Below are 13,074 nucleotides of genomic sequence, written 5' to 3' on the forward strand. Positions count from 1 at the left end.
CCTTCTCCTTTTTCTTCTGTTAATTTATAGTTTTCGAATTCAGTTTTTATCCACATGATAACATGCCACATAGTGACCGTTCCCCAGGTCCTTGAGTTCAGGAGGTGCTGTCCTGCACTTTTCAGAGGCATAAGGGCATCTCGGATGGAACGGGCAGCCGGAAGGTGCGTGAATCGGACTCGGTACCTCTCCCTTCAGCAGAATACGTTCCCTCTTCTGTTCCTCATAGTAATCCACGATTGGAATCGCGGACAAAAGCGCCTGCGAATATGGATGCATTGGATTTTTATAGAGTTCAACAGCTTCCATCATTTCCATAATCCGCCCCAGATACATAACCGCAATCACGTCAGCGATATGGCGGACCACAGCCAGATCGTGGGCAACGAAAATATACGTCAATCCCATTTCCCGCTGTAATTCCTTAAACAGGTTGATAATCTGCGCCTGAATGGAGACGTCCAAAGCCGAAACCGGCTCATCGCAGATAATAATTTTAGGATCACAGGCCAATGCCCTCGCTATACCCAAACGCTGTCTCTGCCCGCCGCTCATCTCGTGAGGATACCGCTCCCCCATCTCCTCTGACAGTCCAACCTTTACCAGAAGTTCATTCACCTTATTTTTGACTTCATCGGCTCCGTGATAGTCATCCTCTTCCACCAGCACCTCTCGTATAATGGAAAATGCCTTCTGCCGTGGATCCAGCGAGCCAAACGGATCCTGAAATATCATTTGAATATCTCTTCTGCAATCCTTTAGACGACTCCTGTCCATAGTGATTAAATCCTGTCCCTCATAAAGAATTTTTCCCTCTGTGGGCTTGTTAATCTGTAAAATGCATTTGCCGGTAGTCGTCTTTCCACATCCCGACTCTCCCACAATTCCCAGGGTTTTTCCCTTTTCCACAGAAAAGGAGATATCATCAACGGCTTTTACCACGCCGCCTGTTTTTTTCATAAAACCTTTCGTAAGCGGGAAATACATCTTCAAATGTTCTACTTTAAGGATCGGCTCTTTTTTCATCTCTTTACTCACTCCCCGCCCTCCTTTATATCCAGATGGCATGCTGCAAAATGTCCCCGCTCCCCCACTTCCTTAAATTCCGGATAGCTTGAATTTTTGCATTTATCACATGCATAGGGGCATCGCGGCATAAAATAGCAGCCATCCGGCAGCTTTGCAAGGTTGGGCGGCGCACCGTGAATCGGTATCAGATCCTGCTCCTTGTCATCGTCCAGCCTTGGAACTGCCTGCAGAAGCCCCATGGTATACGGATGCTTCGGCCTGGTTAGCAAGTCCTCCGTTGTTCCGCATTCCACAACCCGTCCCGCGTACATAACGTAAATTCGCTTCGCATAGCGGGACACCAGTCCCAGATTATGGGTAACAACAATCAAAGACGTCTTATACTGCTTTACAACATTAAGCAGCAGTTCCATTACCTGAGCCTGTGTCGTCACATCCAGAGCAGTCGTCGGTTCATCCGCGATGATCAGCTTGGACCGGCATGCCACTGCAATCGCAATCAGCACTCGCTGGCGCATTCCTCCGCTCATCTCAAACGGATAGTTTTTCATTCGTTCTTCAGGGTCCGGGATTCCTACGGCTTCCAGAGACTGTATCCCGATCTTCCATGCTTCTTTTTTACTGACCTTCATATGAGTACGGATCACCTCTGAAAGCTGGTTTCCAACTGTAAAAACAGGGTTCAGCGCGGTCATTGGTTCCTGAAAGATCATGGATATCTGTGCCCCACGGACCGATCGCATATCTTTTGATTTTGATTTGTACTTCAGCAGATTCTTGCCTTCAAACCATACCTCTCCTCCCAGGATTTTTCCCGGCGGATCAGGAATCATCTGCATTACGGACATCTGCGTAACGGATTTTCCGCATCCGGACTCTCCTACGATAGCAATGACCTCTTCTCTGTCCACATGGTACGATACGCCCCCGACCGCTTTGACCTCACCGGAAGGAGTAAAAAAAGATACTTTTAAATCTTTTACATCCAATAATCTGTTCTCTTCCATCACAGTTTCCCCCTTAATCTAGGATCCAGCGCATCTCTTAAGCCGTCACCAATAATGTTAAAGGCCACCACGATCAGCGTGATACAGACACCGGGAAGCAGTGCCAGCATAGGGTTGGTGAACAGGTAAGAGTATCCATCCGACACCATGTTTCCCCAGGAAGCCGTCGGCATCTGAATGCCGATACCCAGAAAGCTCAGCGTAGATTCCAGCATGATGGCAGAGCCTAAATTTGTGGCAAACATAACAATCATGGAAGGAAAACTGTTTGGCAGCAAATGCTTTAATATAATCTTGTAACTCTTTATATCGGCCAGCCGAAGCGCTACGATGTAATCACTTTCCTTAATAGAAAGCACGATTCCATACATAAGCCTTGTAAATCCCGGAATCAGACCAAAACTGATAGCAAATATCAGGCCCCCCAATCCATGGCCGGCGACCAGGCCGATGACAATAGTAAACAGAAGTGGTGGAATAGAAAGCTGAATATCCACATACCTCATAATAATAAGCGCCGCCGCCTTTTCATAATAACCTGCCAACAGGCCAAGCAGCATTCCGATGATGGCCGCAGCAAGACAGGAAAACACGCTGGCCAGCAGGGAAATTCTGGCGCCATACAGAAGTCTTGTAAAAACATCTCGCCCGTAGGCGTCAGTACCAAAAATATGACCGTTCCCTGATGCTTTAAGCGCATTGTTCAACTCGATAGCATTCGGATCGTAGCGGCCGATCACAGGAGCAAACACTGCGCCGGCAATGAATACAAATGCAATCACTACGGAAATCTTGATGATGATTCCCCGGCTGAAAAAGGTTCTTAAGAATGATTTTATTTTCGTATTCTTCAAGCGTCATCTCCCCTTTCCACCGGTTAACCGGATTCTCGGATCTACCAGGCCATAAGAAATATCCAATATCAGATTGCAGACCACTACAAAAAGTGAAATCACAAAAACTGTTGCCTGTACGACGAGGTAATCCTTATTCATAACTGATACCATGATCAGACGTCCCATGCCCGCAATAGAAAATACCTGTTCACCCAGAAGAGAACCGCCTACCAGCGACCGAACCTGAAGCGCAATCAACGTAATAACCGGAATAAGTGAATTCTTCAGGGCATGTTTATATTTGACTGAACTTTCAGACAGCCCGTTGGCCCGGGCCGTCCGGATGTAATCCTGGTTAATGACCTCCAGCATATTCGTCCGGACCTGCCTCGCAATGGAAGACAGCGGCCCAAAAGCCATGATGGTGACAGGCATGACCGCCTTTGCCACGTATTGTCCAAAATCCTCAAAGGGGCTTGTATATCCCATTAACGGAAGCCATCCCAGTTTTACTCCGAAAAAGTACATCATCATGATACCAATCCAGAACACCGGAATTCCATTCATCGTCGTCATTAAAACCGTCATGATCTGGTCCAGGGCAGAGCCGCGATGCACCGCACACAGCACACCGATCAGAATTCCCAGAACCAGTGAAATAATTAATGCTGGAATCGTCAGTGACAGTGTGACCGGGATGCGGGTTGCCAGAATCTCTCCAATATCCTGATTCAGCACAAGCGAAGTCCCAAAATCACCGCGAAGTGCATTTCTCAGCCAGAGTGTATACTGTACGACAAGAGGCTTGTCTAAATTGAGTTCCGTTCGTGTTGCCTCTACAATCTCTTCATCAGCCTCTGCGCCCAGCATGGCACGAACCGGATCGCCGGGCGTCATCTGCATGATTAGAAAAGCAAATATGGAAATGGCAAATACGGTAACAATCGACAACAAAACCTTCTTGACAATAAACGTAATGTAAGAGTTCATTGTCTGTCTCCTTTATTTAAAGTAAATACCCGTAAAATCCGGGAAGTTATCATTATTGGCGAAGCAGTTGGCATCTACCAGATCCTTGTTCATCATGGTCACATACGCCTCACTCATAACCACCGGATAGCCCAGACAGTAGTCGTCGATAATCATTTCCTGAGCCTGGAACTCATATTTTAACATCTCCGCCGTATCAGATGCCTGCAAAGCACTCATGATCGCATTGTCTAAATCATCCGGATGCAGCTTGCATTCCTTCAGCATTCCTACGCCTTCCCTGGCACGTTTGGAGAAATTGGAAACCTGCTGGTTTACTAAGTTTGCGCCAAATCCATGGCCTGCGAGAATCATACCCTCGTCAATATCGTAAATTCCCTTGGAGGTCCAGATTGCCGTTTCCTGCTCTTCAATATCAAGCGTAATTCCGACTTCCTTTAAATATCCCTGGATTGCCACAAGATAGCTGGTCAGCGCCTGATCCACTCCCGCGTAAACTGTTGTTGTGAATCCATTTTCATAACCTGCTTCCTTAAGAAGTTCCTTTGCCTTCGCTGCATCATAGCCATATCCCTTGACTGCGTCATTATAGAAAGGAGTTCCCTCTACCGCATATTCTTTTGACACAAAGGTAATACCAAAATCAACGTTTTCTGCAATACTCTGAGAATCAATAGCATAGCTGATTGCCTGTCTCACTTTTACGTCTGCTAACGGAGAACCTTCCACATCACTGGCAAAGATCAGGAAATAAATACGGTAATTCATCTTATTTGCCGCTCTTTCAAATCCGGCCTTCATCATGGTGTTCTGGAAAGAAGTACTTCCACCGAAATATGCGTTGATATCCCCATTTAACAGTGCGGCCTGGGCACTCATCTCATCGGCAATAACCTTCGTTTCTACACTGTCTAAATATACAGTCGCCTCTTTATTCCAATAGTTCTCGTTTTTCTTAAAGGTCTTGGAATCGTCGTTTACCCACTTATCAAGCACATAAGGACCGGTTCCTACCGGATTCTGCATACACCATTCTTCACCGTTCTCGTCAAACGCCTTCTTGGAATACATAAGCCCTGGTACACTGTTTAGAGAATACGGTATCTGGCTGTTCCACTCATTCAAATGAATGACTACCGTATAATCCCCTGTTTTTTCGAATGAATCCACGCTTCCGAAATGAGTGCTGGAAGTCTGGGATTTCTCCTTGAAATTCTCGAAGTTCCATAATAGAACATCTGCATCTAAGTGAGAGCCATCTGAAAAATACACATCATCACGAAGTGTTACGGTATAAGTAAGATTCTCCTTATCCCCTTCCAGAGATTTAGCTAAATAACCAACCGGATTTCCTGCATCATCCAGTTTAATCAGCGGTTCATAAACCAATCCCCAGGTCACCGTCTCCTGATTGCTTCTTATACGCCATGCGGCGGCCGTCATACACTCTACGCTCATCCCCATTTTTAGTGTGCCGCCTTCTTTCGGCTGTCCGGCCGCCTCTGTCTGTGCCTCAGCCTGTGCGGTCGTATCCGTCTCCGGCTTTGCCTGTTCTTCCTTTGTTGTCTGACCTTCGGTACCTGCGGTTGTCGTACTGCCGCTGTTTCCCCCACATGCGGTCAAAGAAAATGCCATTGCTGCTGCCAGTAATACTGCTGTAAATTTTTTCATATGTGTGTACTTCCTTCCCCTTTTCCTTAATTGGAATATTTTGTTCACATGTTTTTACTGGAACAGAATCAGTGCAATCACTTCCAGCGGTTCTTCCCCCACCGCATCCAGACCGTGTCCTTCTCCTGCTCCGGTAAAAGTCACATCACCCGGCTTCACAATCTTAATTGTTCCATTGTCATTAAACCGGCCCGTTCCCTTTAGAATGTAATAGGTCTCAGATTCCTTTTCGTGGATGTGATAACCAATCCCTGATCCCGGCATTACCGTGGTATGACCGAAGAAACGACCCTTATCATACATTTCCTCCGGCACCTTCAACAGCTCTTTGCAGGAAATTGTCCCTGGGCCATTAAATGGGCTGGGCTTTTGTTCTGTAACCAACTCTTCCGCTCTCTTGACCATCTCTCAGCTGCTTCCCCCTTTCTCTTCTCTGATCTCAACGAGTTACATTTCCATGGATTTATAACCTGCGCATTAATGCATACTTGATATGTATCTGTAGTATACAACAAGATTATTTTGTTTTCAATGCTCAAATAGTAGATATACAAGCAATATTTTTGTGCACTTTTTACATATTATGTTTTTTTATTCTTTGATATATTATCATTTAAAACAATATCATACGTTCATTATAAAAGATAAATCACTATAAAACTCCTGTAAAATAATGGTAATTCTTAAAAACATTCCTTTAAATAATGCTTGTTGTTTTCCCGGAACCGTTGTATAATATACTTATTGTATACTTTGCATCAGAAGAATAGGAGTGTAAAACCATGGCAGCAAACAATCGGGATTTAAAAAATAAAGCTTATGAAACGATAAAGGAGCGGTTACTGGACTGCACCTACGAGCCAGGGACGCTGCTCAACGAGGCTCGCCTTGCCGAGGATCTGGGATTCAGCCGCACTCCTGTCCGGGAAGCCATCAGCAGGCTGGAATCGGATGGTTTTGTGAAGATCATGCCAAAGAAGGGGATTTACGTATCAGATATTTTACTGAGCGATGTGCTTCAGATTTTTCAGACCAGAATTGAGATAGAACCCGTGGCGCTTCGCATGGCCGCTCCCTATCTGCCGGAAAGCGAACTGATCCAGTTTCGCGGCAAATTTCTGGAAGACTTCGAGGATATCCCCAACAGCTTCCGTCTGGACACTGCCATGCATTTATTTATCATTGAATACTGCGGAAATCGTTACATTATCGATATGATGCACAGAGTCTTTGATGACAATACGAGGGTTATTATTGCCAGCAAGCAAAACCGTGTGCAGATTCATGATGCGAGGGAAGAGCACATGGGAATTCTCGATGCGCTGCTGGAAAAGGACGTCGATAAGGCGCAGTCTCTGATGAAAACACATGTGGAGTCCTGCCGGCGGGCCGCTCTCGATTACTTCTATTCGCTTCAGGCTTATAATACGACACCGCCCGAGACTTATAAGAAGCAGCTAAAAGACTGGAGCAGTTAAAAGCCTTTCGCAGTTAAAAACTTAAGATTGATGGGATTTGAGAAAGAGACGCAGACTCGGTATACAAAAAATCATACAAAAAAAGGAAGGGCGGGCTGCATATTGCCGCCCGTTCTTCCTATCTGCGACGAATTATATCAAATATGTTATTTATTTCCCGATCCCTCCCCCTTATTTCTCTTCCAGATTATTTCTCTTCCAGGCATTCTCCTGCCGCCTCCGCATCTGCCTTCACCGGCATAATATAATCAATCACGACTTTTTCTCCCCTCGCAAACGGTTCCGAATAACGCTCATGGGTATAAATCTCACACCAGTAAAAGTTGTCGAAGTCAATGGTTCCACCTGTTTTCTCAATCGCTTCCGTAATCAGCAAGTAAGCAGAATCAAGGATTTCTGCCACATTGCTGCCCTCAATCTGAACATAAGCCGCCCTGCCTTTGGGTATGTGTTTTACGAACAGTCCCTCCGGTATTTCCGTCTGCATCCGGACAAAGTCACCTATCACTATCTTAAAATTCATTCTGTCGCTAAAGTCGTACATGAAACCAATTCCGTCATTTTCGTCAATGTCATCACAGCATTTGACGTCCGCCAGCCTGTCCAGTTTTTCAATGGTATCTCCCTGAAAGAATTCCTGCCATACAAAGCCGGCGTCGGAAAAGCTGGTTTCCCGAGGCAGCCCCACCATGAGCCGTTCGGGTGTTTCCTTATACATGATGCGTTTCATTTCAGCCATAATACGCTTTCCTCCTACAAATCTCATATCTGAGAAATTAATCGGAAGATAATCATTTAGCCGGGCATTTTTCATTCTGGCCTGTGAAGGCGTAATCCCATGGTGCTCCTTAAAGGCACGTGAAAAAGAGGAATGAGACTGAAAACCGTATTTCACCGCCGCATCAAGAACAGAAATATCCGTATTTTTAAGATCGTATCCGGCCAATGTCAGTCTTCGTTTTCTTACATAATCAGAAATGCTGATCCCCGAGATAAAATTGAAAATACGCTGAAACAACGCGGCCGGACTCATGGCTATTCTGGATATTTCATGATAATCGATTTCACAGCCATCGGGAATTATTTTTTCCAAATATAGGATTACGTCATTGAATGTTTTGCTGCTGTTCATAATTACCTCCGTCACTCCATATATTATCAAATTTACCGGCCGCTTTCTTTTCATTTCACGTACATATTATGTCACTTTATGACTATCCCCAGCCGCTTCGCCAGTTCCGCCGCCTGATATAAATCCATGACCGCCCCCCGCACCTCTGAACACTCATCGGAAAGCACCAGCCCCTTGATATCGCAGGTGGTAAAGTCCATTCCCTTAAGCGGAGTCTTAAAAAAGCTGGCATTCTGAAGCCTGACCTGGCTGAACGTAACGCCTTTGCACTTGCACTGCGCGAAATTACCATTTTCTAAATCGGTATCTTCTACCCGGAAAGACTCCAGCTTCGAGTCGTCTAAATTCAAATACTGCATACTGCAGTCCGTGATCGTCACATCCTTTAAGCTGCTCTCTGTCATCCTGGCACCAGTCCCCTTCGACCGCTGAAATGACACCCGTCTGAGAAAGCTGTCGCGGAACAGACAGTTGGAAAAGTTACAGGAGATAAACAACACATCGCTGAATTCCGCTTTTTCAAAATTACACCCCTCGAAACTGCAATTTTCAAACTTTACTCTGGAAAAACACAGGCCGGAAAAATCTTCCTCCTGTGCCGTCATATTCTTTAAATATGCATTCTGGATCCGCTCGTCCTCTTCCCTGCTCTGATGAAGAAGCTCTGTCTCCTCCGACACAAGTTCATATACTTCAGGCAGCCACGGCTCCGCCAGTTTCATTCCCGCCATACGCTTATTCCTTCCTTTCTGACACGTTCTGAATTGCACGATGCTCCCATTGTATCATAAACACAGCATTCGTAAAAGACCTGACTGCTTGCGTATACGGAATTCTTAACGCGCATAATTTTTCGTTCAGGGAAAATTCCCGCAGGAAATGTCAAGATTAAATTTCTTATTTACGTTAAGATCATCTCATCAATCATCCAACACAGGAGGTATTCACATATGAAATCAATCACAACACGGACGCTGGAACTGAAAGGAAGCAGTTATGAGATCGGACAGGCGCTGGGACGCATAGCGGCCTCCATTCCTCCGATGAAGAATTACTATACATCCGGATATGAAAACTTCGGTGAAGCCGAAGCCCGGCAGGCGAAAACGCTGTTTGACCGGTGGTGCCCGGGACTGAATGAGGAGCTTTCCGGTTTCGCCGGCGAACTGAACGTCCCTCTGGAATCTGTCATCTACTATGCCATGACCTATTTAAAGCCTAACTGCAGCCACTTAGCTCTGCTGCCCTCCAAATCCTCGAACGGACACCCGCTTATTGCGCGCAACTATGAATTCAACGACGAGCTGGAGGATTTCCAGCTGATTAAAACCAGTGTGGAAGGGAAATATACGCATATGGGTACCAGTGTCTTAAGCTTTGGTCGGGAGGATGGCTTCAATGACCAGGGGCTCGCCGTCACCATGAGCTCCTGCGGATTTCCGGTCGGCGCCGACAAATGTATGCGCCGGCCTGCACTGGAGGGCCTGCAGTACTGGGCGGTTATCCGCTCGCTTCTGGAAAACTGCCGCGATACCAGGGAGGCGCTCCTCTTTTTAAAGGGCATGCCCATCGCCTACAATCTCAATCTGATCCTGCTGGACCGTTCCGGTAATGGCGCCCTGGTAGAAACACTGGATGGCAGAATGGCGGTCCGTCTGCTGGATGAAACCTCCCCGCTTCCCTACCTCCACGCCGCCAACCATGCCGTAATCCAGGAACTGGCATCCTTAGAACCGGAGGCCATGGTCCATTCCCTGAAACGGTATGACTATATTAAGAGCATTGCAGACAGCGCGGAAACGCTCACGGTCAGCCAGTTAAAATCCATGCTTCTGACCCCCTATCCAAACGGGCTGTGCTGCCGTTTCTATCAGGATTTCTTTGGCACAACAAAAAGCATGATCATCGATCCGATGGATGGTATAATAGAATTATGCTGGGGCGGACGGGCAGAAAACGGCTGGCATACGTACCGGCTGAGCGATCCGCTCCCCGCTTCGGAAGAAGTGATCTCCATCTCCTGTGAACCCGCGGCTCCGGATATGTTCCGTTTCGCCCCGAATCCATTCGCATAACCTTAAGATTCAACCAGATTGTACCAAAACACGCTGCCCACTGTGACGCACAGCTGACGGAAAGCAATTTTCAAACACGCTCTGGCCGAAAGGAGCCTGACCATGGACTATTTAAAAGCGCTGGAACGCGCCATTCTCTACATCGAAAATCATCTGGGCGAAGACATCAAAGTCGAAGACGCGGCTGCCGCGGCCGGATACTCCTACTACCACTTTACCCGGCAGTTCAATGCCCTGCTGGGTGAAAGTGTGGGCAGCTACATCCGGAAACGGCGGATCGCCAAAGCCGCCAAGGAGCTGCTCTATACGGACAGGCGGATCCTCGATATCGCTTTAGACTGCGGATTCGAGTCTGCGGAAAGCTTCAGCCGCGCCTTCAAGTCGCTTTACCTCACCAGCCCGGTCTCCTACCGGAAGAACCGGCTCGATCTGTTCATCGGATCCAAGCCGCAGCTGGAGGGGGAACGCCTCACCCATATCACGAAGAACCTGACAGTCCATCCCGTCATTGTGGAACTGCCCGATATCATGGCCGCCGGTCTGCGCGGCAGCACCACGCTGAACGATAATGTGCTGCCCGGCCTCTGGGCCGCCTTTATGGAAATGTCTCATCAGATTCCCCACCAGATCCCCGGCGGGAGAGGCTTCGGCATCTGCGAGGCCTGCGGCCAGGGCAACACGCTCTACAGCATGAATGGGGATGTTCTCTTCTCAGAGGTCGCAGCAGTCGAGGTCAGCAGCTTTGACGGCCTCCCTGCGCCATTTGTTCCAAAGATCATAAAAGGAGGGCGCTACGCGGTATTCACACACACCGGCAGCCTCTCCCTCCTTCAGGACAGCTATTCTTATATCTGGGGCACCTGGTTTCTCGGAACGAATGAGAAACTGGATGGTCGGGAAGATTTTGAAGTATACGATCAGCGATTTTCAGGATATAACAACCCGGAATCCCAGATTGATCTCTATATCCCAATTCAATAGTGCTGCCCGGGTTAAATACGCCGGGCGGCACTGGTACTGCATTGCGCAGCGCAGTACCAGTACCGCATTACGCAGCGCAGTACCAGTACCTCGCCGCGCTCATCTCCAGCGCAGCTCACACAGACCGCACGCGGGCATGGACAGCCTTACGAGGCTCTCTCCCCCGTTCCACTCCATGGTCTCCATCACTTCACCACGGCAGTTTTTCACGGTAACCGACACCGCCCTTTCCGGATCCAGAATAAGTATTTGCTCCTGGGCGTGCAGGGCGTTGACAAAGTAAGAGATTACCTTCTTCGCAGCCGGACGGATCACTCTTCCCGCAGAATAGTGAACCAGGATCTCCTCCGTTTCATTTTCCACGCTCACCTCCGGATAGAGGTTTTCCGGCTCCTTCGCATGGATCACAGTCGTCTGCAGCAGTGTTCTGTGCTGTCTCATGAAATCCAGCCAGAACCGGAGCATCTCCGCAATCCCATCTTCCAGATCCGCCAGGCGGACCGAGATCTGCGGAACGCCGAAGAGACAGCTCAAGACCTGTATGGCTGCAGCCTCCGGGCTCTCCCCGCGGTTCCACATCAGCATATCCGAATGGACGGCGCTGTGTCCGCACAGGAGCCGCAGATCCGCACAGCCGACCCGGTTGGTCACCGGAGAACAGGGACAGTCTGCGACGCGGAACATATTTCCATACCTGCGCATGTTGGGTCCGATATAGCGCTGCCGGAATTCAATCAGCAGATTCTCCTTTTCCTTCCGCAGAGTCTCCCGCACGCTGGTCATAAACACGTCCAGCGCCTCCTGGATATCTCTGTAATCCATTCCCTCCTTCCACACAGGAGTGCCCTCTCTTATATAAAACTCATCGATAAAATCCAGCTTCAGCCCATCTAAATCCCATTCCCGGACAGCTTTTAAATAGACTGCCAGCAAATACTCCCGTACCTCCGGATAACGCAGATCCAGAACTCCGGCTTGCTGCCGCTCATCGTAGCAGAGCAGTTTATCGGAGAAACGGTCCCAGCAGCCTGTGTTCTTTCCCACAAACGGTACGGAAAACCACAGCATATACTTAATCCCCATGGCGTGAACCCGCCGTATATGCTCGGGAAAATCCGGAAATTTCCCAGGCTCGGGGGCCCAGTCCCCGCAAAACGCGTATCCACGGTTATTATCCCCGGTCTGCCAGCCGTCGTCCACGATTATCGTATCAAATCCCATTTTCGCAGCGCGCTCCGCCTCTTCCTCAACAATAGAGGCATTAATATCCTGATGCCAGGAGTACCAGAAAGAGTACACCGGCTCTCTGGCCGCGTCCGGCACCTCCATGACAGGCGGCATTGCCTCCTCCCACCACTGCCTCACCTGATCCAGCGTATCCCAGTACGGGACATCTTCCTGCGACTCCCACAGCCGGAAGGAATATCCCGCGTTCAGCTTCTGCGGACTCAGAAAAAACCGGATCTTAACGGCCATCCGCCCGTCTTCCTCATGCACTCCGGCATTCATATCCACTTCCTGGCACAGCTCCGAAGCAGCGATCGTATGCCTGTTTCTGCTTTCGGAATTGAAGAAACAGACGACAGGAGCCGAGACGGCTGTCATGGACGCCACCGGCAGCTCCCAATCCGCCTTCAGCGCCCGGTCGGCACGACAGTTCGGATGCCACCGTCCGCAGATATCGAGAATGGGAAAGGAATAACGGATTTCAACGGCAGCTCCCATATCCGAAATACGGTCTGACTGAAGCTGAAACTCCGTAACCATCCTCCCCGCCCCTTTTTCTGTCACCGAAGCGGTGCAGGATACAGCCGCCTCCGAAATCACCTCAAATTCACCAACCTTCAAAATACTTTCCATCTCTCTTCTCCTTTC

At 48.4% G+C, this 13,074-nt stretch carries 13 protein-coding genes; 4 read left to right on the plus strand and 9 right to left on the minus strand.

All coding sequences use genetic code 11. The annotated features are described in order from the left end of the window. Positions 1-39 precede the first annotated feature (39 nt). The 6 genes from H8S80_RS18865 to H8S80_RS18890 are packed head-to-tail and all read right to left on the minus strand — an operon-like array spanning position 40 to position 5,938. Entirely contained in the window at positions 40-1,038 is a 999-nt protein-coding gene (locus H8S80_RS18865; protein WP_320959205.1) for an ABC transporter ATP-binding protein, read from the minus strand. Then, the gene (locus tag H8S80_RS18870; RefSeq protein ID WP_117621406.1) at positions 1,035-2,036 is read right to left on the minus strand and encodes an ABC transporter ATP-binding protein; all 1,002 of its coding nucleotides are present in this window, start codon (positions 2,034-2,036) and stop codon (positions 1,035-1,037) included. Before H8S80_RS18870 ends, H8S80_RS18865 begins: the two co-directional genes overlap by 4 nt. Beyond that, positions 2,036-2,890 (minus strand): ABC transporter permease, encoded by an 855-nt coding sequence (locus tag H8S80_RS18875; protein ID WP_207729859.1) that lies wholly within the window; start codon positions 2,888-2,890, stop codon positions 2,036-2,038. Before H8S80_RS18875 ends, H8S80_RS18870 begins: the two co-directional genes overlap by 1 nt. Positions 2,891-2,893: 3 nt before the next feature. After that, complete coding sequence (locus H8S80_RS18880) at positions 2,894-3,862, minus strand: ABC transporter permease (RefSeq protein ID WP_117621407.1); 969 nt, start codon at positions 3,860-3,862, stop codon at positions 2,894-2,896. 12 nt (positions 3,863-3,874) lie between these two features. Next, positions 3,875-5,533 carry an ABC transporter substrate-binding protein gene (locus H8S80_RS18885; protein ID WP_117621408.1) on the minus strand — a complete coding sequence of 553 codons (1,659 nt, stop codon included), beginning with the start codon at positions 5,531-5,533 and terminating at the stop codon, positions 3,875-3,877. 54 nt (positions 5,534-5,587) lie between these two features. Continuing rightward, entirely contained in the window at positions 5,588-5,938 is a 351-nt protein-coding gene (locus H8S80_RS18890) for a cupin domain-containing protein (RefSeq protein ID WP_117621409.1), read from the minus strand. 377 nt (positions 5,939-6,315) lie between these two features. On the opposite strand from H8S80_RS18890, the gene H8S80_RS18895 reads away from it, so the two are divergent. Further along, positions 6,316-7,011 carry a GntR family transcriptional regulator gene (locus H8S80_RS18895; RefSeq protein ID WP_002601112.1) on the plus strand — a complete coding sequence of 232 codons (696 nt, stop codon included), beginning with the start codon at positions 6,316-6,318 and terminating at the stop codon, positions 7,009-7,011. 187 nt (positions 7,012-7,198) lie between these two features. On the opposite strand, the gene H8S80_RS18900 is transcribed toward H8S80_RS18895, so the two are convergent. Then, positions 7,199-8,143: a helix-turn-helix domain-containing protein gene (locus tag H8S80_RS18900; RefSeq protein WP_243007866.1), complete on the minus strand. Its 945-nt coding sequence runs from the start codon at positions 8,141-8,143 to the stop codon at positions 7,199-7,201. A gap of 71 nt (positions 8,144-8,214) precedes the next feature. Beyond that, positions 8,215-8,874 (minus strand): pentapeptide repeat-containing protein, encoded by a 660-nt coding sequence (locus H8S80_RS18905; RefSeq protein WP_002601114.1) that lies wholly within the window; start codon positions 8,872-8,874, stop codon positions 8,215-8,217. A gap of 219 nt (positions 8,875-9,093) precedes the next feature. On the opposite strand from H8S80_RS18905, the gene H8S80_RS18910 reads away from it, so the two are divergent. Genes H8S80_RS18910 through H8S80_RS18915 form a run of 3 tightly spaced genes read left to right on the plus strand, consistent with a single transcriptional unit; the run spans position 9,094 to position 11,199 of the window. Beyond that, positions 9,094-10,218 carry a C45 family autoproteolytic acyltransferase/hydrolase gene (locus H8S80_RS18910; RefSeq protein ID WP_117621411.1) on the plus strand — a complete coding sequence of 375 codons (1,125 nt, stop codon included), beginning with the start codon at positions 9,094-9,096 and terminating at the stop codon, positions 10,216-10,218. A 17-nt stretch (positions 10,219-10,235) separates the two neighbouring features. Continuing rightward, positions 10,236-10,463: a DUF6783 domain-containing protein gene (locus tag H8S80_RS35125; RefSeq protein WP_412300012.1), complete on the plus strand. Its 228-nt coding sequence runs from the start codon at positions 10,236-10,238 to the stop codon at positions 10,461-10,463. Then, positions 10,372-11,199 (plus strand): AraC family transcriptional regulator, encoded by an 828-nt coding sequence (locus H8S80_RS18915; RefSeq protein WP_412300014.1) that lies wholly within the window; start codon positions 10,372-10,374, stop codon positions 11,197-11,199. Before H8S80_RS35125 ends, H8S80_RS18915 begins: the two co-directional genes overlap by 92 nt. A 99-nt stretch (positions 11,200-11,298) precedes the next feature. On the opposite strand, the gene H8S80_RS18920 is transcribed toward H8S80_RS18915, so the two are convergent. Then, a complete protein-coding gene (locus H8S80_RS18920; RefSeq protein WP_117621413.1) occupies positions 11,299-13,059 on the minus strand; it encodes a glycoside hydrolase family 36 protein in 1,761 nt (586 codons plus the stop codon). Positions 13,060-13,074: the final 15 nt, after the last annotated feature.

Source organism: Hungatella sp. L36 (assembly GCF_014288035.1).

Bases quoted from the DNA above. Each gene is read 5' to 3' on its own strand.
- H8S80_RS18870 (WP_117621406.1), bottom strand. From the start codon at position 2,036: ATGGAAGAGAACAGATTATTGGATGTAAAAGATTTAAAAGTATCTTTT.
- H8S80_RS18880 (WP_117621407.1), bottom strand. From the start codon at position 3,862: ATGAACTCTTACATTACGTTTATTGTCAAGAAGGTTTTGTTGTCGATT.
- H8S80_RS18885 (WP_117621408.1), bottom strand. From the start codon at position 5,533: ATGAAAAAATTTACAGCAGTATTACTGGCAGCAGCAATGGCATTTTCT.
- H8S80_RS18890 (WP_117621409.1), bottom strand. From the start codon at position 5,938: ATGGTCAAGAGAGCGGAAGAGTTGGTTACAGAACAAAAGCCCAGCCCA.
- H8S80_RS18895 (WP_002601112.1), top strand. From the start codon at position 6,316: ATGGCAGCAAACAATCGGGATTTAAAAAATAAAGCTTATGAAACGATA.
- H8S80_RS18900 (WP_243007866.1), bottom strand. From the start codon at position 8,143: ATGAACAGCAGCAAAACATTCAATGACGTAATCCTATATTTGGAAAAA.
- H8S80_RS18905 (WP_002601114.1), bottom strand. From the start codon at position 8,874: ATGGCGGGAATGAAACTGGCGGAGCCGTGGCTGCCTGAAGTATATGAA.
- H8S80_RS18910 (WP_117621411.1), top strand. From the start codon at position 9,094: ATGAAATCAATCACAACACGGACGCTGGAACTGAAAGGAAGCAGTTAT.
- H8S80_RS18920 (WP_117621413.1), bottom strand. From the start codon at position 13,059: ATGGAAAGTATTTTGAAGGTTGGTGAATTTGAGGTGATTTCGGAGGCG.